The organism is Variovorax sp. P5_A3 (assembly GCF_056400665.1).
Window position 1 is genome coordinate 345,618 of record NZ_JBFUKW010000008.1, and the last position, 19,593, is coordinate 365,210.

A 19,593-nucleotide genomic window follows, 5' to 3' on the forward strand; every position below is an offset into this window, starting at 1 on the left:
CTTAACCTGAGGAGCAAGACATGTACGACACGCAACGCAGATCTCTCTTGAAAGCGACCGCTGCCTTCGGGCTCATCGGTGGACTGGGCGCGTCGGCGCCGCTCTTCGCGGCCGCGAAGATCAAGCCGGCGGCCAACTCGGCGCTCATCGTGGTCGACGTGCAGAACTGCTTTATCGACGGCGGCACGCTGCCGGTGAAAGGCGGCGCGGAGGTGGTGCCCGTCATCAACAAGCTCGCGGGCGCGTTCCAGAACATCGTCGTGACGCAGGACTGGCACACGGCCGGCCATGCCTCGTTCGCGAGCACGCATCCGGGCAAGAAGCCGTTCGAGAGCACGAAGCTGAGCTACGGCACGCAGGTGCTGTGGCCGGACCATTGCGTGCAGGGCACCGATGACGCGGCGCTCAACAAGGACCTGAAGCTGCCGACCGCGCAGATCATCATCCGTAAGGGCTTCCACAAGGACATGGACAGCTACTCCGCGTTCGAGGAAGCCGATCACAAGACGGCGACCGGGCTGGCCGGCTACCTCAAGGCGCGTGGCATCAAGACGGTGTTCGTCACCGGTCTTGCCACCGACTTCTGCGTGGCATGGACTGCGATGGACGCGCGCAAGGCCGGCTTCGATGTCTACGTGATCGAGGATGCGACGCGGGCGATCGATCTCAACGGCTCGCTCGCAGCCGCGTGGAAGCAGATGGCGGCCAAGGGCGTGAAGCGCATCCAGTCCTCGGACATCGACGTCGTCTGAGGCCGTCGAGCGGAATGCCCGGGTTCGAACTGAAGGTCAACGGACGCAGCGTCGAACTCGCGGCGTCGCATGAAGCGACGCTCCTGAATGTGTTGCGCAACGACCTGGGCCTGAACGGGCCCAAGTTCGGCTGCGGGCTCGGGCAGTGCGGCGCCTGCACGGTGTGGGTCGATGGCGTGGCGGCGCGGGCCTGCGTGATTCCGGCGCACGGCGTCGCGGGGCGCGAGATCACGACGCTCGAAGGCCTCGGCTCGCGGGATCGGTGGCACCCCGTCCAGCAGGGCTTCGAGGACGCACAGGCCGCGCAGTGCGGCTATTGCCTCAACGGCATGGTGATGCAGGCCGCGGCCTTGCTCGCGCGCGATCCGAATCCGAGCGAGGCGCGCATCCGCAGCGAGCTCTCCGGCAACCTCTGCCGTTGCGGCACGCATGTGGAGATCGTGGCTGCCGTGCAGCGCGCCGCGGTGCTGATGGCAAAGGGCGCCGACACGTGACGCGTCGCGCCGACCAGCCTCGCACGCGCAGCGAATTCCTCCATGCCGATGGCGTGCTCGTCATCGTGCGCGAGACACCGCCCGCGCCGCCGCCGGCCAAGGGCCAGCCCGCGCTGGTGGCGGGCAACCCCGCCGAAGGGCCGGAGGTGCTGCTCGCAATCTGGGACGACGGCAGCGTCACCGCGCTGAACGGCCACGTCGACCTTGGCACCGGCATCCAGACGGCGCTGTCGCAGATCGTGGCGGAAGAGCTCGACGTGCCGATGGCGCAGGTCCGCATGATGCTGGGCGACACGGCGCGCGTGCCCAACCAGGGCGCGACGATCGCGAGTGCATCGATCCAGATCCACGCCGGCCCCTTGCGGCATGCGGCCGCGCAGGCGAGGGCCTGGCTGCTCGCGCAGGCGGCCGAGCACTTCGGCGTACAGGCCGATCTGCTGGAGGTGCGCGACGGGCGCATCCAAGCGGGTGACGATCCCGTCTTCAGCATCGGCTTCGGTGAACTGGTGGCTGGCGAGCGCTCGGTATTGCAGCTCGACACGGTCTCGCGCGTGAAGAACCCGTCGGACTATCGCGTCGTCGGCACATCGATGCCTCGCGTCGACATTCCGGCGAAGCTGGCGGGCGATCTGGTCTTCGTACACGACATGCGCGTGCCCGGGATGCTGCATGGTCGCGTGGTGCGTCCACCGTATGCGGGCGCCGACCACGGCGACTACATCGGCAACACTCTCGAGTCGGTCGACGAATCGTCCATCGCGCACATTCCCGGCATTCGGGCCGTGGTCGTGATCCGCGACTTCGTCGGCGTCGTCGCGGAGCGCGAAGAGCATGCCGAACAGGCGCTGCGCGAGCTTCGCGTGACATGGAAGGCATGGCCCGGTTTGCCGTCGCTGGACGACCTGGAAGGTGCACTGCGCGCGAATCCCGCGACGCAACGATTGCTGGTCGATGAAGGCGATGTGGACGGTGCGCTCGCAGCGGCCGCGAACCCGATGCCGCGCACCTACGTGTGGCCGTACCAGATGCACGCGTCGATCGGACCTTCGTGCGCATTGGCGCACTGGGAGCCCGGCGGTGACGGCGGTTTCAGGCTGCGCGTATGGGCCGGTTCGCAAAACCCGCATGTGCTGCGCGCCGATCTCGCGAAGCTGATGGGCATCGAGGACGTGGCGGTCGATGTTGTGCGGATGGAGGCGGCGGGCTGCTACGGCCGCAATGGCGCGGATGACGTGGCGGCCGATGCCGCGCTGCTCGCGCGTGCCGTCGGTGCGCCGGTGCGCGTGCAACTCACGCGCGAGCAGGAGCACGCATGGGAGCCCAAGGGCGCGGCCCAGCTCATGCAGATCCAGGGTGGGCTCGACGCCGACGGCAACGTCGCCGCCTATGACTTCGAGACCTCCTATCCGTCGAATGGTGCACCGACGCTCGCGCTCCTTCTCACGCGCACCATCGAGCCCATCGCGCAGGCTTTCGAGATGGGTGACCGGACGGCGCGGCCTCCCTATGCCTACGGCAATCTGCGCGTCAAGGTCAACGACATGGCGCCGATCGTGCGCGCCTCATGGCTGCGCGGCGTGTCGGCATTGCCGAGTTCGTTCGCGCACGAGTCCTACGTCGACGAACTGGCCACCGCGGCGGGCGTCGATCCGGTCGCGTTCCGGCTGCGTCATCTGCACGATCCGCGCGCGGCCGACCTGGTGCGCGAGACCGCGCAGAAAGCCGGCTGGCGCATGCGCACCGGTCCGCAGGAAAACGCGGATGGCGGCCTGGGGCCCGGCGGCGACATCCTGTTCGGCCAAGGCTTTGCCTACGCGCGCTACGTCCACAGCAAGTGGCCTGGCTTCGGCGCGGCGTGGTCGGCATGGGTGGCGGACGTCGAGGTCAACCGGAAGACGGGCGAGGTGCATGTGCGCCGCGTGGTCGTGGGACACGATGCCGGGCTGATGGTCAATCCGGCCGGGGTCGAGCACCAGATCCACGGCAACGTGATCCAGACCACCAGCCGTGCGTTGAAGGAGCGCGTGCAGTTCGCGCCGCAATCGGCGGCGGGCGCCGAATTGCTGCCGGGGGTGAGGCCTTCGGGTGTGGTCGCGAGCCGCGAGTGGGGCAGCTATCCAATCATCAACTTCCGCGAAGTGCCGGTGATCGAGGTGATGCACATGCAGCGCCCCGGCGAGCCGCCTCTGGGCGCGGGGGAGTCATCGTCGGTGCCGGGCACGGCGGCGATTGCGAACGCGATCTTCGATGCGACGGGCGTGCGCTTTCGGGCGCCGCCGTTCACGCCGGAGGTGGTGCGGGCGGCCCTGAATCCTCTCCCTCCCCCTCTGGGGGAGGGCTGGGGTGGGGGCAGGCGGGCTGTCGATGGGGACGCCGTCGTGCCCCCATCCCAGCCTTCCCCCAGCGGGGGAAGGAGCCAACTGCCATCCGCGCCGTGGCCGCGGCGCAGGGGGCTCTGGGCGGGCGCCGGCGCGCTGGTCGTTGGGGCCATCGGCGTCATCGCCGGACTGCTGGGCTGGCGCTCCGCGATCGCGCCGGTCTCACTCAGCGCGCCGGTCTACAGCGAAGCCACCATCGAGCGCGGCCGCACACTGGCCGCGCTGGGCGATTGCGCCGTCTGCCACACCGCACCGGGCGGAGTGATCAATGCCGGAGGCCGTCCGATGGAGACGCCCTTCGGCACCATCTACACCACCAACCTCACGCCCGATGCCGACACAGGTCTGGGCCGCTGGTCGTTCAGCGCTTTCCAGCGCGCCATGCGCGAGGGCGTCTCGCGCGACGGGCATCACCTCTACCCCGCGTTCCCCTACACCGCTTTCGCGAAGACGACCGACGATGACCTGCAGGCGCTCTATGCCTACTTCATGTCGCTGCCGCCGGTCAGCGCCGAAACGCCGAAGTCGCAATTGAAGTTCCCCTTCGGCCTGCGCCCGCTCATGGCGGGCTGGAATGCGCTCTTCCACGATCCGTCGCCGCTTCAACCCGTCGCGACACAGGGCGCCGAATGGAATCGCGGCGCCTACCTGGTCAACGGCCTCGGCCATTGCGGCGCCTGCCACACGCCACGCAACGCGATGGGTGCGGAGCAGGGCGACAAGGCTTACCTGTCAGGTGCGATGGTCGATGGCTGGGAGGCGCCGGCGCTGACTTCGCTCTCGACTTCGGCAGTACCCTGGAACGCGGAGGCGCTCTACGGCTACCTGCGCAACGGCCATGCGCGGGACCACGGCGTCGCGGGCGGTCCGATGGCGGAGGTGGTGCGGGAGCTCGCTGCCGTGCCGGACACCGACATCCGCGCGATGGCGACGTATCTCGCGTCCTTCCAGCCGAGCGTCGACGGTCAAGCCGCATCGGCGCAGGCGCAGCGCGTCATCGCCACCGCGGCCAGCAACGAAGGCCGGCTGCTCGGCCCGGCTCAACGCATGTTCGACAGCGCCTGCGCGGCCTGCCATCACGACGGCGACGGACCCACGCTCCTGGGCGTCAATACGCCGCTGGCGCTCAACAGCAACCTGACGAGCGCGCGGCCCGACAACCTGCTGCGCACGATCCTCGATGGCGTGCGCGAACCGGCTTCGCGCGACATCGGCTTCATGCCTGCCTTCCGCGATGCGCTTGACGATGCCCAGGTCGCCGAACTTGCCGGCTACATGCGTGCGCGCTTCGCACCCCAGGAGCCGCCGTGGACCGACCTGCCGCAGCGCGTCGCCCGCGTGCGGGCCGCAACTCCGGCCGCGACGGCGCCCTGACAGTCCCGTACGATCCGGGGCAACAGCCGAATCGACGAATCGTTCTTCTGGAGCCCCTCGCATGACCTCGATGCTTTCGCCCGCCCAGTCCCTGCCTCGCGATGCCGATCGCGCCACCTTGGTGGGACGCGTCTGGCTGCCGGACGTCGGCCCGGTGCTCGTCGCGGTGCACGAGGGCGGACTGCACGATCTCACGCGCATCGCCGCGACCGCGAGCCAGTTGCTCGAACTCGATGATCCCGTGGGCGCCGTGCGGCAGGCCTTGCGCGACGACAGGACCTCGCGCGTCGCCTCGCTCGAAGCGGCGCTCGCCAACAGCGACGAAACCCGCCGCGATACGCAGCACCCGTGGCTGCTCGCGCCCTGCGACCTGCAGGCCGTGAAGGCCAGCGGCGTGACCTTCATCGCGAGCCTGCTGGAACGCGTCATCGAGGAGCAATCGCGCGGCGACGCGTCCAAGGCCGAATCCATCCGCGCCGCGCTCAGCGGCGTCCTGGGCGACAACCTTGCCGGCGTCGTGCCTGGCTCGGCACAGGCTGCCAAGGTGAAGGACGTGCTGATCTCGAAGGGCGCGTGGTCGCAGTACCTGGAGGTGGGCATCGGCCCGGACGCCGAGATCTTCACCAAGGCGCCCGTGCTGGCCGCCGTCGGCACCGGCGCCGATGTCGGCATTCATTCGGGGTCGGTCTGGAACAACCCGGAGCCCGAGGTCGTGCTGGCCGTGAACAGCCGCGGCCAGACGCTCGGTGCCGCGCTCGGCAACGATGTCAACCTGCGCGACTTCGAAGGCCGCAGCGCGCTGCTGCTCGGCAAGGCCAAGGACAACAACGCCTCCTGCGCGATCGGACCCTTCATCCGTCTGTTCGACGAACACTTCGGCATCGACGACGTCCGCCGCGTCACGGTCGCGCTGCGCGTGGTCGGGCCGGAAGGGTTCACGCTCGAAGGATCGAGTTCGCTATCGAAGATCAGCCGCGATCCGCTCGACCTCGTCTCGCAGGCGATCGGGCCGCACCATGCGTACCCCGACGGCCTGATGCTGTTCCTCGGCACCATGTTCGCGCCCACGCAGGACCGGCACGGTCCGGGGCAGGGCTTTACGCACGTGGTCGGCGACCGTGTGACCGTCTCGGCGCCCGAACTCGGCGCACTGGAGAACCGCGTCGTGCATTCGGACCAGGCGCCGCGCTGGACTTTCGGGATTGGCGCGCTGATGCGCAATCTTGCGGGGCGCGGGGTCATTTGATCGCCCCCAGGCTCGCGCACTTCGTGTCGCTCTCCACCTCGATTTGAACGCCTTCCGTGAGGCCTTCTGGTGCAGTACTGGCGAAGCCCGCTGCTGGCCCTGATGGTCATGCGCGAGGTCGGCGCTTATCTTCTGGTCGGGCTTCGCACAAGGCTCGCCCGAGGGGTAGGGACAGCCGCCAAGGGAGAGCCAGACGACGAGGCGGCGTGGCCTGTGCTCACCTCACAACTAGCACCTCTGACGGCAGTGAATAGACGACGCGCTGATGCGCCGGTGCTCACGCACCCCTCAGGGGCGGTTGTAGCCGCGGAGGCTGCTAGGTTTCTCAACCCCTCGCGCCTCCGTAGCACGAAACGCGGCATCGTACTGGCGGCTCAACCCTTGATCGAGATCGGCTGTCGATCGACGCGTACGATCGGGCTCCTCTCCAACTTGGGTTGGGGAGCGTTGCTGTTGACCGCTCAGACGTTCTGAACAACACTTCGTTCATTTGTGCGCTCCAGCACGTCTAGGGAGACTGCTGCACAGACGTTACTTTTCAAGAGACCACTATGCCTCGCTATGGACTGTCGCCTGAGATTCTTGAAGGTCTGAAGCCGTTGTCCGAGTACCGCCCAGAAGAACTCGCTGCGTTTCTCGATCAGCTTGAGCGCGAGGTCCCAGTGAGTTTGGCTATTGACGGCGCATTACAAAAATTTTGCAGAGACGCGGGCCTACTCCAGGACAAATCTGAGCGAGATAGATTGTTGTTGTGCGAGTCCCTAACTGGCGTCCATTACCTCCGGCTCGCCCCCAATTCAAACTTAGAAGGATTTCTCCGCGATGTCGAGTCGGCTTGGCAATCCGAGAAAATTTCAGCAGGCGATTTAGAATGGTTCACTGCAAATATTCGAGTAGTTTGGCGTAGCAGAGTCTTGAGGGCTTCAATTAAAGCGTGGACGTTGATCAGCGATCACGACAAACTATATTTGAGTAGTCGAATATTTACGGATATCAGGCCAGTCTTCGAAGATGATGTCGCTGAACCTATGTTGGCCTCACTAGTGATGCACTCTCTAAAGATCACCTTAAGGGTGAATGGAAAATCGGAGAGCATATACATCGCCGTGGACAATCAAGATTTAATGGAATTAAAAAATACCGTCGATAGGGCGATCAAAAAGGCCAAAGTTGTGACTACGGAAATTGTAAGCGGTGGGTTTGGCCCAATGCTTGAAGTCCCGCTGGAGAATGCAAATGATTGAAGAGCAGTTTGCAAGCTTCTTTAAGGCGTCGTGCGCAAATATATTTCTCAGTGGGGCCAAGGGCTTAATCGATCCGGATGTAATGGATATATACCAAAGTCGTCGCTACTTGGGCGGAATTGGAACAATTGCCGGCTATAAGACTGCGCCCGAGCCTCGGACGATTAATGAATCCAAAGGCCAGGATCTGAACGAAGGATTCTTCATTGTTGAGAAGAGAAGAAGCGTTCAGGCCTTAGTGGAACGACGCCCGTTCTACAGTTATGAGTCGCTGAATGCTCCGCCGTCCAAGGTGGAGAGCGTAGTAGTGACAAGGATTGGTTCAAAAAGGCCGAGGTCTTTCTCGGACGACGCCTTGGTGATTGTTAATGAGAAAGACTGGGTCGGACCAAAAACGTCTGCTAATCGAGCGCGCGAGAAGTTTTCGCCCTCAAAGAAACTGTGTCAGTTTGTCATGCCAGGGGACGACGCAATTGCAAGTGCCGGCGATTTGGAGACTGGAAATGGGTCGTTTTCCGTTGCCTCTCAAGCGAAAGTGCATGAGGCTAAATCTCGGCACGTCGAACAATCTCTTTTTGGCTTACTTCAAACTATTGCGGATTCACGAAGTCTCGCTCAGCAATTACAGCCATACTTGCTTTCGGATGGCCGCAGATTAACCGAGCCGTTTGCCAAGGCGATGCTATTTCGCGTGCAGGTTGGACTTTTTCAGTCTTTGGAGTTTCTGGGGGAGCTCTATATCGAAATGAAGGAGAGCAAGATTTCTGCGAATAACTGGAAGGTGGAAACCTCGGAGGATGGCATCATGGCACTGCACGTTACGCCAAAGACTCAGGTGTCGAAGGAGAAGAAACGCCGCAGAGCTAAGACGGTTAAGCTAAGAATGGCCTACGACGGTGAGTAGCAATGACAGTTTTTCGAATTGCGCATATATCGGATATGCACTTCGGGCGATATGAAGATTGGCTGAATCCTCTGGAAAAAGAAACGGGAGCTTCAGGACGCGCGAAAGCGATAATTCGTCACTTAAGCAGAAGCAGAAATTTGGATGACGCGGCGAAAATATTCTATCCGTCGACATTCAATCCCGATGCGGCTGCTAAGCTGTTGCATTTTCTTGCCAATGAGGCTGATGAACTTGATGCAATTCTGGTAACGGGAGACTTGGCAACTACGGGTCATGCGTTTGACCTTGAGTTGGCCAAAAATTACTTCCACGGCCTCGTCCCAAGCGAGTGGAATCCGAATGAAGAAGGGTTGCCGTCTTTACTGAGCGACGGCGAACTTGCAGTAGTAACGCTTCCTGGAAATCACGATCGCTATGCAGGTGTAGGAAACCAGCCAAGTTCAAAAAACTTTGAGAAGCATTTTGGACGCTTTTGGGATTTCGAGCGAAAAAAGGTCTATGGCGTCGCCTTGCCACATGCAGAGACTGGCCGAGTACGCGTGTCATCTCAAGTGTTGGATGATGCGATGTTGATATGCTTCTTAGTTGATTTTTCTCTGGAGGACTCACATGCTGGAAAGGGTGGGGCGGGGTTCATTGGCCAAGGTCGTGTGGCGGGCGGGGCATTAATTGAGCTTGTTAAGGCAACAATCGAAGCTCGCAAGGAAGCACTGAGTGATGGATTTGAAGCGGCGATAGTTTGGGCTGTTCATTTTCCCCCGGAATTCCCTGATGTGGAAGAAGACCTATTGCTGTTGGATTCTGAAAAACTGACCAACGCGGCCTCACAATGTGGCGTTTCAATTTTATTTGCAGGACACACTCATGAGACTCTTCTTTATCGATTCAATCACGATAACGGAATTGTAATTTGCTCTGGGCCAACTACCGGGGTGAGTGCTCATGGTCTATATTCTTTGTCGATCATTGAGCTTGAGGTAAGCGGGCGCACAATTAAGGCGATTGCAAAGCACTTCGCTTGGGATGAGTATGAATTCCGTGAGCAATGTTCTTTCCCTACGCAATAGGGAATAGGGCGCGGGGTAGACGATGGAAGGATTGCAAGGACGTTTTCGGGCTGGATGTACTTGTTCTTGGCTATTGGTTAAGGGGTGGACCCAATGCTAGCGATGGCGAGTTGGTAGTTGCGTTCTGCCGGCTATTGCCCGGCCACCGCTAGTGCTCGCCGGTACTGCACGGCCTCGCCCACGTGTGCGACTTGCACCTCGCCCGCATTGGCTAGGTCGGCGATGGTGCGGGCCACCTTCAGCGCTCGATGGGTGCTGCGCGCGGACCAGCCGAGTTTGGCCGCTGCGATATGCATGAATTTCAGCGCCTCAGGCGCCAGTGATGCATGCCGGTTGATCTCGGCGCCTTGCAAGGCCTGGTTGGTCTTGGCCTGTCGCGCGATGGCGCGTTCGCGTGCCTCGGCTGCGCGGGCGCGAATCGAGTCGGTCGCTTCGCCGGCGGGTGCGTTGAGCAGTTGCTCCGCCGACACGGCGGGCACCTCGATGTGGATGTCGATGCGGTCCAGCAGGGGGCCACTGAGCTTGCCCTGGTAGCGCGACACCTGATCCGGCGTGCATCGGCAGGCCTTGAGCGTCGAGCCGAGATAGCCGCAGGGGCAGGGGTTCATCGCCGCGATCAACTGGAACCGCGCGGGGAATTCCGCCCGGCGGGCGGCGCGGGCGATCGTGATGGTTCCGGTTTCCAGGGGTTCGCGCAGCGCCTCCAGGGAGGCTCTTCCGAATTCTGGGAACTCGTCCAGAAAAAGCACCCCGTGATGCGCCAGCGAGATTTCTCCGGGCGGGCCGCGGCGGTGAACCGCCGCCCACCATGGCCACGGCGCTCGCCGTGTGGTGCGGGCTCGAAGTCGGCCGGCGCATCCAGCGGTCGGTCGCGAAGCGCCCGCCGAGACTGGCAACGGCCGCGCTTTCGAGCGCTTCCTGGACGCTCATCGCGGGCAGCAGGCCGGCGAATCGCTGTGCCAGCATCGACTTGCCCGAGCCGGGCGGGCCGACCATCAGCACGCTGTGGCCGCCAGCGGCGGCGATCTCCAGGGCGCGCTTCGCGCCTGTGTGGCCCTTCACATCCGCGAGATCCGCGTGGCGCACGGTCGGAGCCTGGGGGGCTGCGGGGAGCACCCTGGCCCAGCCGTCATCGCCGACCGGCTCGGGCGGCGACGCACCTTCGGCCGGCGGGAGGAATTGCCGCACGACGTCAAGAAGGTGCCGCGCCCCGTAGACCTCGGCGTCCGGCACCAGCGCGGCTTCCTGCGCGCTATCGGCCGGCAACACGAGCCGCGTCGCGATCCCGCGCGCATGCAACGCGAGGGCCATGGCGAGCGCACCACGGACGGGCCTGAGCTGCCCCGAAAGCGAGAGTTCGCCGGCGAACTCGTGTCCGGCGAGCCGGGGCGCCTCGATCTGCCCGCTGGCCGCCAGGATGCCCAGGGCGATCGGCAGGTCGAAGCGTCCGGAGTCCTTCGGCAGGTCTGCCGGGGCCAGGTTCACCGTGATCCGTTTGTTGTTCGGAAATTCGAGACCGGCGTTCTGGATGGCGGATCGCACGCGTTCGCGGGCTTCCTTGACTTCCACATCGGCAAGTCCGACCAGCGTGAAGCTGGGCAAACCATTCGCCAGATGCACCTCAACCGTGACACTGGCCGCTTCGAGGCCCAGCAAGGCGCGGCTTTGCACCAAAGACAAACTCATTCTTCTCCCTATCCCCAAGATGGTGCGCCCATCTCTTGTTTCATTGTTACTACGTGCATCCTTGACCGCTACTTGGCTCTGCAAGCTTTTTGACAGTTTGGCACGCTCCCTGCTTTGACATGGTTTCCAAACCACTTTCAAAACACTCCGAGGAGTCACTCGATGATGCACCGTAAATCCGTTCTGGTCCTGGCAGTGGGCGCCCTTGCCGCCCTGCCGATGCTCGCGAGCGCGCAGACTGCCGACGCAGCCGCAACGCCCCCGGCTCCGAACCTCACGGGCAACGTCTCGATCACGACGAACTACAAGTTCCGCGGTCAGGACCAGGACACCATCGGACACAACGGCCTCGCCAAGACCAGCTGGTTCAAGCCCGCCATCCAGGGCGGCCTGGACTATGCCTTCGGCGACAGCGGCTTCTATGTCGGCAACTGGAACTCCAGCGTCAACTGGCTGCAGGGCAACTCCGTCGAGATGGACTTCTACGGCGGCTACAAATTCAAGGGCGGCCCGATCGACTGGGACGTCGGCGTCTACCAGTACTACTACCCCGGCAACACCGCGGGCAACACCACCGAGATCTACGGCGCGGGCACCTGGGCCGACGAGCGCTTCGGCGCGTTCACCGCCAAGTACTCCTGGACCGTCTCCAATGACTACTTCAACTACGCCGGCAACCAGGGCGGATCGAACCTGGACGGCCAGAACACCGGCTACCTGAACCTCGCCTACACGAAGGAGATCATTCCGAAGCTGACCTTCAAGACGGCCATCGGCTACACCTTCTTCACCAGCGACATCAAGAGCCTGGGCTACAAGGACTACCTGGACTACAACGTCGGCGTGTCCTATGACTTCGGCAGCGGCCTGGCGCTCGGCGGCTGGGTGCAGGGCGGCAACAACCAGAGTGCCTTCAACCTGGTGGCGTCGCCGGGCATCCCCACGGGCACCGTCTTCGGACCGATCGGCCAGACCACCTTCTCGCCGAATGTGACGCGCTTCATCCTCACGCTGACCAAGACCCTGTAGTCACAGAAGGCGTGCCCCTGGGTTGCGCCGTCCCTTTCATCTGTAGGAGAAACATCATGAAGCTGGTCACAGCCATCATCAAACCCTTCAAGCTCGACGAAGTGCGTGAAGCGCTGTCGGCGATCGGCGTGCAGGGGATCACGGTCACCGAGGTCAAGGGCTTCGGCCGCCAGAAGGGCCACACCGAGCTGTACCGCGGCGCGGAGTACGTCGTCGACTTCCTGCCCAAGGTCAAGATCGAAGCGGCCGTGGCCGACGAGCTGGTAGAGCGCGTGATCGAAGCCGTCGAAGCCGCTGCACGCACCGGCAAGATCGGCGACGGGAAGATCTTCGTCTACGACCTGGAGCAGGTCGTGCGCATCCGCACCGGTGAAACGGGCCGCGAAGCTCTCTGACACGCAAGGCACGAAAGACAAACCGAAATGAAAAAATTCCTTGTATCACTCGCGCTCGGCATGAGCGTGCTGGCGGCCGCCACATCCGGCTTTGCACAGACTGCAGCGGCGCCCGCGGCACCGGCTGCCACGGCACCCGCTGCTGCTCCCGCGGCCGCGGCACCCGCAGCGGCCCCGGCTGCCGCCGCTGCTGCAGCGGCTCCCGATGCCGCCGCCGCGCCTGCGGCTGCGCCCGCCGCGGCACCCGCACCCTCGTTCAACAAGGGTGACACCGCCTGGATGATGGTCTCCACATTGCTGGTGATCATGATGACGATCCCCGGCCTCGCACTGTTCTACGGCGGCCTGGTCCGCAGCAAGAACATGCTGTCGGTGCTGATGCAGGTCATGGTCACCTTCTCGATGATCGTCGTCCTGTGGCTGATCTACGGCTACAGCCTGGCCTTCAGCGAGGGGAATGCCTTCATAGGGGGCTTCGACCGGCTCTTCATGAAGGGGATCTTCGATGCGGCCACCGGCGTGTTCGCACCCGGCGCGACCTTCAGCAAGGGTGTCTACATCCCCGAACTGCTGTTCGCCGCGTTCCAGGCCACCTTCGCCGGCATCACCTGCTGCCTGATCGTCGGTGCCTTCGCCGAGCGCGCGAAGTTCTCGGCCGTGCTGCTGTTCATGGTGATCTGGTTCACCTTCAGCTACGCACCGATCGCGCACATGGTCTGGTTCTGGATGGGTCCGGACGCCTACGCGAGCAAGGAAGTCGTCGACGCGATGAACGACAAGGCCGGCCTGATCTGGCAATGGGGCGCGCTCGACTTCGCGGGCGGCACCGTGGTGCACATCAACGCGGCCGTCGCCGGTCTCGTGGGTGCCTTCCTGATCGGCAAGCGCATCGGCTACGGCAAGGAATCCTTCACGCCGCACTCGCTGACGCTGACCATGGTCGGTGCCTCGCTGCTGTGGGTGGGCTGGTTCGGTTTCAATGCCGGCTCCGCACTCGAAGCCGGCACCAGCGCCGTGCTGGCCTTCATGAACACCTTCTCGGCCACCGCTGCCGCAGTGCTCGCATGGTGCATCGGTGAAGCGCTGATGCGCGGCAAGGCTTCGATGCTGGGTGCCGCCTCGGGTGCCGTCGCCGGCCTCGTGGCGATCACACCCGCAGCCGGCAATGTCGGCCTGATGGGTGCCATCGTGGTGGGCCTCGTCGCTGGCTTCGCCTGCCTCTGGGGCGTCCATGGCCTCAAGAAGCTGCTCGGCGCTGACGATTCGCTCGACGTGTTCGGCGTGCACGGTGTCGGCGGTATCGTCGGCGCGCTGCTGACCGGCGTGTTCAACACCCAATCCCTCGGCGGCCCCGGCCTCGTGGGCGACTGGGTCACGGCCAGCGTGATCTCCAACGGCATCGGCGCACAGGTCTGGATCCAGCTCAAGGCCGTGGTGCTGACGATCGTGTGGTCGGGCGTCGTGTCCTTCATCGCCTACAAGATCGCCGACATCACCATCGGCCTGCGTGTGAGTGAAGAGGAAGAGCGCGAAGGCCTCGACATCTCGTCGCACGGCGAAACGGCGTACAGCCGCTGATCTTCGTCGGGCCGCCCCGCGCGGCCCGATCCGACAAAGAGTTTTCTGCGAGAGTCTCCTCTGGATGTTCGGCCCGCTCGTGCTTCGGCACCGGCGGGCCTTTTTTCGTCCGACATGTTTTCCCCTTAAGCTGCGCCCATGTGGACCACGCTGAACGACAGCCTCAGCCAGCTCGGCGAATCGCCGTTCTGGCATCCGGTCGAGCGCTCGCTCTACTGGCTGGACATCCCGGGACGCGCGGTGCTCCGCACACGCGGCGACATGGCCAGGCCGTCCGTGGAGCGATGGAACCTTTCGACCGAGCCCGGCTGCATGGCGCCCGCACGGAACGGTGGCCTGGTGATCGCGCTGCGCGACGGCATCTATCGGGCGCGCGAATGGGCCGGTGAACTCGAACCGCTGGCAAAGGTCGACCACGACGTGCGCACCATGCGCTTCAACGATGGCAAATGCGATCCGCAGGGCCGCTTCTGGGCAGGCACCCTCAACGAGGCCAAGGACCGCCCCAACGCCGCGCTCTATTGCCTCGACGCCCGTGCCGGCCGCGCGCCGGCGTTGAGCCAGATGGCCAACGAGGCGACCACCGCCAACGGCCTGGCCTTCGCGCCCGACGAACCCACCCTCTACTGGGCCGATACCGCGGCACACGTCGTGCGCGCGTGGAGCTGGGCGGCGCGGCCCAACCGGCTGTCGAATCCGCGCGTGTTCCACCAGTTCGCCGACAAGCCCGCGGGGTGGACGCCTGAATCGCTCGTCCGCTACGAAGGCCGCCCCGATGGCGCCACGGTCGACGCAGACGGCCACTACTGGGTGGCGATGTTCGAGGGCGGGCAGTTGCTGCGCTTCGCGCCATCGGGCGAGCAGGTGGCCGCACTGCCGACGCCCGTCCAGTGCCCGACGATGCCGTGCTTCGGCGGAGACGACCTGCGCACGCTGTTCGTCACCAGTGCGCGACGCGGACGATCAGTTTCTGAACTCGAGCAGCGGCCGGCGTCGGGCCACGTGCTGTCGATTCGCGTGGCCACGCCCGGTTTGCCCGTGAGCTTCTTTGAGGATTGACCCATCGGCTGGCTGTAGGATCGCCGGCATGGATCCAGCCATCAGCCAGATCATCGAGCGCATACGCGCCGCTGCCGCCGACGCGACGATGCTGCGCATCCGTGGGGGCGGCACCAAGGACTTCCATGGCGAGCCGCCGCAAGGCGAGCCGCTCTCCACGACCGAGCTCACAGGCATCACCAGCTACGAGCCGAGCGAACTGGTCGTCACGGCGCGCGCCGGCACGCCGCTGGCCGAACTCGAAGCCGTCCTTGCCGGGCAGGGGCAGTGTCTGCCCTTCGAACCGCCGCGCTTCGGCGTGGGCGGGACGGTCGGGGGCATGGTCGCCGCCGGACTCAGCGGGCCTGCGCGCGCGAGCGTCGGGTCGGTGCGCGACTACGTCCTTGGCACCACGCTGGTGAACGGGCGAGGCGAGGTGCTCACGTTCGGCGGGCAGGTCATGAAGAACGTCGCGGGCTATGACGTGTCGCGCGTGCTCGCGGGATCGCTGGGCGTGCTCGGGCTCATCGCCGAAGTGAGCCTCAAGGTCCTGCCGGTCGCGCCTGCCGAGGCGACGCTCGAATTCGCCTGCAGTCAGGCCGATGCGCTCCGGTTGCTCAACGAATGGGGCGGTCGCCCGCTGCCGCTGAACGCGAGCGTTTGGCGCGAGCGTGACGGCGTCGGCGTGCTTTCGCTGCGCCTGCGCGGCGCGGTGGCTGCGGTCGAGGCGGCGTGCGCGCACCTGGGCGGAGAGCGCCAGGACAGCGAGCGTACCGCTGCCGGCTGGCAGTCGCTGCGCGACCAGCAGCATCCGTGGTTCGGCGGTCGCGGTGCGCGCGATCTCTGGCGCCTGTCGGTGCCGCAGACGGCGCCGGTCCTCGACATCGACGCCACGCCCTTGATCGAATGGCATGGCGGACAGCGCTGGTATCTGGCGCCACCCGACCAGCGTCCGCAACTGCGTGCGGCGGCGCATGCGGTCGGCGGCCATGCGACGCTGTTCATGCCGTCGGACATCCACGGTCACCGCGTGCTCGGCCGGTTCGATACCCTCAGCCCCGCCGTCGAGCGCATTCATCGCGCATTGATGAAAGAGTTCGATCCTCACGCCGTCTTTCACCGTGGACGGCTTTACCCCGCAGACTGACCCCACGCATGCAAACCGAACTCGCTCCCGAATTCCAGGGCACCGCCGACGGCCGCGAGGCCGAGGCGATCCTTCGCAAATGCGTGCATTGCGGCTTCTGCACCGCCACCTGCCCGACCTACCAGTTGCTCGGCGACGAGCTCGACGGGCCACGTGGGCGCATCTACCTGATCAAGCAGGTGCTCGAAGGCAAGGCGCCGACGCGCAGCACGCAACTGCATCTCGATCGCTGCCTGACCTGTCGCAATTGCGAGAGCACCTGCCCGAGCGGCGTGCAGTACGGCCACCTCGTCGACATCGGCCGCAGGATCGTCGACGAGAAGGTGCCGCGCCCGCCGCTCGAAAGGGCAGTGCGCTGGACACTGAAGGAGGCGCTCCCTTCGCCGCTGTTCGCGCCTGCGATGAAGCTTGGCCAGTCGGTGCGCGGCCTGCTTCCTGCGAAGCTCAAGGCCAAGGTACCCGCCCCGCAGCCTGCCGGCAAATGGCCCACGCGCACGCACACGCGCAAGATGCTGATGCTCGCCGGCTGCGTGCAGCCGTCGATGGCGCCCAACATCAACAGCGCGACCGCGCGCGTGCTCGACGCGGCCGGCATCCAGGCGGTCGTCGCGCCCAGCGCGGGGTGCTGCGGCGCGGTGAAGTTCCACCTCAACGACCACGAGGGCGGCAAGGCGCAGATGCGCGCCAACATCGATGCGTGGTGGCCGCAGGTCGAGCGCGAGGAGGTCGAGGCGATCGTGATGAACGCCTCGGGCTGCGGCGTCACGGTGCGCGAGTACGGGCACACGCTCAAGGACGATCCGGCCTACGCCGCCAAGGCCGAGCGCATCAGCGCGCTCACCCGTGATCTGAGTGAACTGCTGCCCGGGCTCGTGCCGGCGCTGAAGGGACGCGTCAGCGCACCGGCCGGCGTGGTCGCCTACCACCCGCCCTGCACGCTGCAGCACGGCCAGAAGCTGCGCGGCGGTGTCGAAGTGAACCTGCGCGCGCTGGGCTTCGACGTGCAGGTGGCGCGGAGCGAATCGCATCTTTGCTGCGGCTCGGCCGGCACGTATTCGGTCCTTCAGCCCGAACTGGCCTATCCGCTGCGAGACCGCAAGCTCGGCCACCTGAACCAGCTCAGGCCGACGACCATCGTGTCGGCCAACATCGGCTGCATCACGCACCTGCAAAGCGGCAGCGAGACGCCAGTGCGGCACTGGGTCGAACTGCTGGACGACGCGTTGTCGGACACGCCGGCGGACTGATCGCACAAGGACTGGGGTTCTGGTCCGACTCTCGGAAAGGTGGCGTGGGAAGAGGATGCGCGCATGTTCACTACGGGGAGTGCCCGTCATGCACGCTTCAATGCATTCCATTCTGCGCGGGGCCGTCGTTTGCGCCTGCGCCCTTGGGCCCTGGCTGGCCAAGGCCCAGCCCGCCGTCGTGCCTGTTGAAGTTCCTGCCGCCGCGGCGCAATACCGGTGCGGTGGCATCGGCACGGACGAATCTGTCGCCATGCGCGCCGCGATGAAGGACTATCCGCTTTCACTGCTGTTCGCTCGAGCGAGCGGCGCCTATCTGGCGGACGTCGCCGTGACGGTCAAGGATTCGAGCGGCGCCACTGCCCTGGCGATGCAGGCGAACGGCCCCGTCTGCCTGGTCGACCTCCCGCCCGGCCGCTATAGCGTGGAGGCGGCCGTCGGCGGCGTGACCAAGACGCAAGTCGTCACGTTGGGCGGTGGCTCGAAGACCGCGGACTTCAGGTTTTGACCCACCCCCGTTGCTTGCTCACTTCGTGTAGCCGCCTCCCCCCTCCAGGGGGCAACACTGGCGGCCCGGCGAAGCCGGTTCCGCTGTGTTTCCCGAAGGGGCGGCTGCGTGCGGAGCGCTTATGCGCCCAGGGCTGTCTCGATGTCGCGGGTGATGGACTCGGGTTTGTCGAGAGGCGCGTAGCGGCGGATGACCTGTCCGTCCTTGCCGATCAGGAACTTGGTGAAGTTCCACTTGATGGCCGTGCTGCCGAGGAAACCGGGGGCTTCCTTCACCAGCCACTTGTAGAGCGGCGCGGCGTTCGAGCCGTTGACGTCGATCTTCTCCATCATCGGAAAGCTGACGCCGTAGTTCTCGACGCAGAAGGCGCCGATCTCCTCGTTGGTGCCCGGGTCCTGGTTGCCGAACTGGTTGGACGGGAAGCCGAGCACCGCGAGGCCCTTGGACGAGTACTTCTCGTACAGGGCCTCCAGCCCCTCGAACTGTGGCGTGAAGCCGCATTTGCTGGCGGTGTTGACGATCAGCAGCACCTTGCCCTTGAACTTGGAAAGCGGCACCGGCTTGCCATCGATCTGGCGGGCTTCGAAGTCGTAGACGCTGGTCATGGCTTGTCTTTCTGAAGGAATGAACGCCGATCATCCTCGCCGGCCGGCGATCGCGCAAACGCGGACCAGAGGGCGGCCAGCACGATCAGCGCGCCGCCGATCCAGATCCGCGCGTCCATCGTCGCCGCGCCCAGCGCGACCGACGAGCTGCTGGCGAACAACACCTCGGACAGCATGATCACCGAGGTCGCGCTCGCCGCGAGCCGCGCGGCGCCGTACTGAAGGCAGACGTTGGCAAAGATGAAGGCGACACCGAGCAGCAAGGCCCAGCCCCACCATGCCGGTGCGGCCAATGGCGGCGGGTCGATCGCGCCAAGCACCGTCCCCGCCAGCGCCGTCGCGCCGGCCACCAGCGCGCAGCCGCAGAACATCGCGAGCGCACGCGATTCGCCGGGCGCATGGCGCATGCGGCGCAGCAGGATGTTGGTCACTGCGAAGCTGAAGCCGGCCGCGACGCCGAGCCAGTCCGGCAGGCTCGACGGGATCGGCCAGTCGGTCTCCGGCGTCTTGAGGACGACCGCGACGCCGACCAGCGCGAGCGCCACGCGCGCCAGCGCCGGGGGTGTCGGACGCTCGCCAAGGAAGACCCAGGCCAGCAGTACGCTCCACAGCGGCATCAGGTAGAACAGCAGCACCACGCGCACGACATCGCCCTGCGTCACCGCCCAATTGAATCCGACATTGGTGAAGCCTGCGGCCAGGCCCAGCAGCACGAGCCCGGGGTGCCGCGCGAAGACGTGCCACGTGCTGCGGCGCAGCAGCGCCATGGCCAGTGCGATCGCGGCATAGATCAGGCAGGTCGCCCACACCGGATGGAGACCGTGGTTTTCGATCTGCCGGAAGGGAAACCAGGAGACGCCCCAGACGAAGGCGTTGAAGATCAGCGCGATGGCGGGCAAGA

16 protein-coding genes and 1 pseudogene are annotated in these 19,593 nt (G+C 65.0%); 14 read left to right on the top strand and 3 right to left on the bottom strand.

Going from position 1 to position 19,593, the window contains the following annotated elements:
• Positions 1 to 20 precede the first annotated feature (20 nt).
• From pncA to AC1D3B_RS15275, 7 genes are all read left to right on the top strand, one after another.
• Positions 21 to 752, top strand: a complete 732-nt coding sequence (gene pncA / locus AC1D3B_RS15245) for a bifunctional nicotinamidase/pyrazinamidase (protein ID WP_478191503.1) — start codon at positions 21 to 23, stop codon at positions 750 to 752.
• Between the two features lie 14 nt (positions 753 to 766).
• Positions 767 to 1,246, top strand: coding sequence for a (2Fe-2S)-binding protein (locus AC1D3B_RS15250; protein WP_478191504.1), 480 nt, complete (start codon positions 767 to 769; stop codon positions 1,244 to 1,246).
• Positions 1,243 to 4,998 (top strand): molybdopterin cofactor-binding domain-containing protein, encoded by a 3,756-nt coding sequence (locus tag AC1D3B_RS15255; protein WP_478191505.1) that lies wholly within the window; start codon positions 1,243 to 1,245, stop codon positions 4,996 to 4,998. The genes AC1D3B_RS15250 and AC1D3B_RS15255 overlap by 4 nt, the downstream gene beginning before the upstream one ends.
• A 61-nt stretch (positions 4,999 to 5,059) precedes the next feature.
• Positions 5,060 to 6,244: a fumarylacetoacetate hydrolase family protein gene (locus AC1D3B_RS15260; protein WP_478191506.1), complete on the top strand. Its 1,185-nt coding sequence runs from the start codon at positions 5,060 to 5,062 to the stop codon at positions 6,242 to 6,244.
• A 551-nt stretch (positions 6,245 to 6,795) separates the two neighbouring features.
• The gene (locus AC1D3B_RS15265) at positions 6,796 to 7,488 is read left to right on the top strand and encodes a hypothetical protein (protein WP_478191507.1); all 693 of its coding nucleotides are present in this window, start codon (positions 6,796 to 6,798) and stop codon (positions 7,486 to 7,488) included.
• Positions 7,481 to 8,392 carry a hypothetical protein gene (locus AC1D3B_RS15270; RefSeq protein WP_478191508.1) on the top strand — a complete coding sequence of 304 codons (912 nt, stop codon included), beginning with the start codon at positions 7,481 to 7,483 and terminating at the stop codon, positions 8,390 to 8,392. The genes AC1D3B_RS15265 and AC1D3B_RS15270 overlap by 8 nt, the downstream gene beginning before the upstream one ends.
• Before the next feature lie 2 nt (positions 8,393 to 8,394).
• On the top strand, positions 8,395 to 9,462 hold the full coding sequence (locus AC1D3B_RS15275) for a metallophosphoesterase family protein (protein WP_478191509.1): 1,068 nt from the start codon (positions 8,395 to 8,397) through the stop codon (positions 9,460 to 9,462).
• Between the two features lie 131 nt (positions 9,463 to 9,593).
• Here AC1D3B_RS15275 and AC1D3B_RS15280 read toward each other — a convergent pair.
• Positions 9,594 to 11,148: pseudogene (locus tag AC1D3B_RS15280) on the bottom strand (YifB family Mg chelatase-like AAA ATPase).
• 165 nt (positions 11,149 to 11,313) lie between these two features.
• On the opposite strand from AC1D3B_RS15280, the gene AC1D3B_RS15285 reads away from it, so the two are divergent.
• The 7 genes from AC1D3B_RS15285 to AC1D3B_RS15315 all read left to right on the top strand — a co-directional run bounded on the left by AC1D3B_RS15285 (position 11,314) and on the right by AC1D3B_RS15315 (position 18,087).
• The gene (locus AC1D3B_RS15285) at positions 11,314 to 12,177 is read left to right on the top strand and encodes a TorF family putative porin (protein ID WP_478191604.1); all 864 of its coding nucleotides are present in this window, start codon (positions 11,314 to 11,316) and stop codon (positions 12,175 to 12,177) included.
• Positions 12,178 to 12,233: 56 nt separating this feature from the next.
• Positions 12,234 to 12,572 (top strand): P-II family nitrogen regulator, encoded by a 339-nt coding sequence (gene glnK / locus AC1D3B_RS15290; RefSeq protein ID WP_028249673.1) that lies wholly within the window; start codon positions 12,234 to 12,236, stop codon positions 12,570 to 12,572.
• Positions 12,573 to 12,599: 27 nt separating this feature from the next.
• Positions 12,600 to 14,150 (top strand): ammonium transporter, encoded by a 1,551-nt coding sequence (locus AC1D3B_RS15295; protein WP_478191510.1) that lies wholly within the window; start codon positions 12,600 to 12,602, stop codon positions 14,148 to 14,150.
• Between the two features lie 138 nt (positions 14,151 to 14,288).
• On the top strand, positions 14,289 to 15,209 hold the full coding sequence (locus AC1D3B_RS15300) for an SMP-30/gluconolactonase/LRE family protein (RefSeq protein WP_478191511.1): 921 nt from the start codon (positions 14,289 to 14,291) through the stop codon (positions 15,207 to 15,209).
• Positions 15,210 to 15,237: 28 nt separating this feature from the next.
• Positions 15,238 to 16,335, top strand: coding sequence for a glycolate oxidase subunit GlcE (glcE, locus tag AC1D3B_RS15305; protein ID WP_478191512.1), 1,098 nt, complete (start codon positions 15,238 to 15,240; stop codon positions 16,333 to 16,335).
• 8 nt (positions 16,336 to 16,343) lie between these two features.
• Positions 16,344 to 17,582: a glycolate oxidase subunit GlcF gene (gene glcF, locus AC1D3B_RS15310; protein ID WP_478191513.1), complete on the top strand. Its 1,239-nt coding sequence runs from the start codon at positions 16,344 to 16,346 to the stop codon at positions 17,580 to 17,582.
• 100 nt (positions 17,583 to 17,682) lie between these two features.
• Positions 17,683 to 18,087, top strand: a complete 405-nt coding sequence (locus AC1D3B_RS15315) for a carboxypeptidase-like regulatory domain-containing protein (protein WP_478191514.1) — start codon at positions 17,683 to 17,685, stop codon at positions 18,085 to 18,087.
• 119 nt (positions 18,088 to 18,206) lie between these two features.
• Here AC1D3B_RS15315 and AC1D3B_RS15320 read toward each other — a convergent pair whose 3' ends face one another.
• Together AC1D3B_RS15320 and AC1D3B_RS15325 are read right to left on the bottom strand one after the other, a co-directional pair.
• Positions 18,207 to 18,692 (bottom strand): glutathione peroxidase, encoded by a 486-nt coding sequence (locus AC1D3B_RS15320; protein ID WP_478191515.1) that lies wholly within the window; start codon positions 18,690 to 18,692, stop codon positions 18,207 to 18,209.
• Positions 18,689 to 19,591: a DMT family transporter gene (locus AC1D3B_RS15325; protein WP_478191516.1), complete on the bottom strand. Its 903-nt coding sequence runs from the start codon at positions 19,589 to 19,591 to the stop codon at positions 18,689 to 18,691. The genes AC1D3B_RS15320 and AC1D3B_RS15325 overlap by 4 nt, the downstream gene beginning before the upstream one ends.
• Positions 19,592 to 19,593 lie beyond the last annotated feature (2 nt).

Bases quoted from the DNA above. Each gene is read 5' to 3' on its own strand.
- pncA (WP_478191503.1), top strand. From the start codon at position 21: ATGTACGACACGCAACGCAGATCTCTCTTGAAAGCGACCGCTGCCTTC.
- AC1D3B_RS15250 (WP_478191504.1), top strand. From the start codon at position 767: ATGCCCGGGTTCGAACTGAAGGTCAACGGACGCAGCGTCGAACTCGCG.
- AC1D3B_RS15260 (WP_478191506.1), top strand. From the start codon at position 5,060: ATGACCTCGATGCTTTCGCCCGCCCAGTCCCTGCCTCGCGATGCCGAT.
- AC1D3B_RS15265 (WP_478191507.1), top strand. From the start codon at position 6,796: ATGCCTCGCTATGGACTGTCGCCTGAGATTCTTGAAGGTCTGAAGCCG.
- AC1D3B_RS15270 (WP_478191508.1), top strand. From the start codon at position 7,481: ATGATTGAAGAGCAGTTTGCAAGCTTCTTTAAGGCGTCGTGCGCAAAT.
- AC1D3B_RS15275 (WP_478191509.1), top strand. From the start codon at position 8,395: ATGACAGTTTTTCGAATTGCGCATATATCGGATATGCACTTCGGGCGA.
- AC1D3B_RS15285 (WP_478191604.1), top strand. From the start codon at position 11,314: ATGCACCGTAAATCCGTTCTGGTCCTGGCAGTGGGCGCCCTTGCCGCC.
- glnK (WP_028249673.1), top strand. From the start codon at position 12,234: ATGAAGCTGGTCACAGCCATCATCAAACCCTTCAAGCTCGACGAAGTG.
- AC1D3B_RS15295 (WP_478191510.1), top strand. From the start codon at position 12,600: ATGAAAAAATTCCTTGTATCACTCGCGCTCGGCATGAGCGTGCTGGCG.
- AC1D3B_RS15300 (WP_478191511.1), top strand. From the start codon at position 14,289: ATGTGGACCACGCTGAACGACAGCCTCAGCCAGCTCGGCGAATCGCCG.
- glcE (WP_478191512.1), top strand. From the start codon at position 15,238: ATGGATCCAGCCATCAGCCAGATCATCGAGCGCATACGCGCCGCTGCC.
- glcF (WP_478191513.1), top strand. From the start codon at position 16,344: ATGCAAACCGAACTCGCTCCCGAATTCCAGGGCACCGCCGACGGCCGC.
- AC1D3B_RS15315 (WP_478191514.1), top strand. From the start codon at position 17,683: ATGCATTCCATTCTGCGCGGGGCCGTCGTTTGCGCCTGCGCCCTTGGG.
- AC1D3B_RS15320 (WP_478191515.1), bottom strand. From the start codon at position 18,692: ATGACCAGCGTCTACGACTTCGAAGCCCGCCAGATCGATGGCAAGCCG.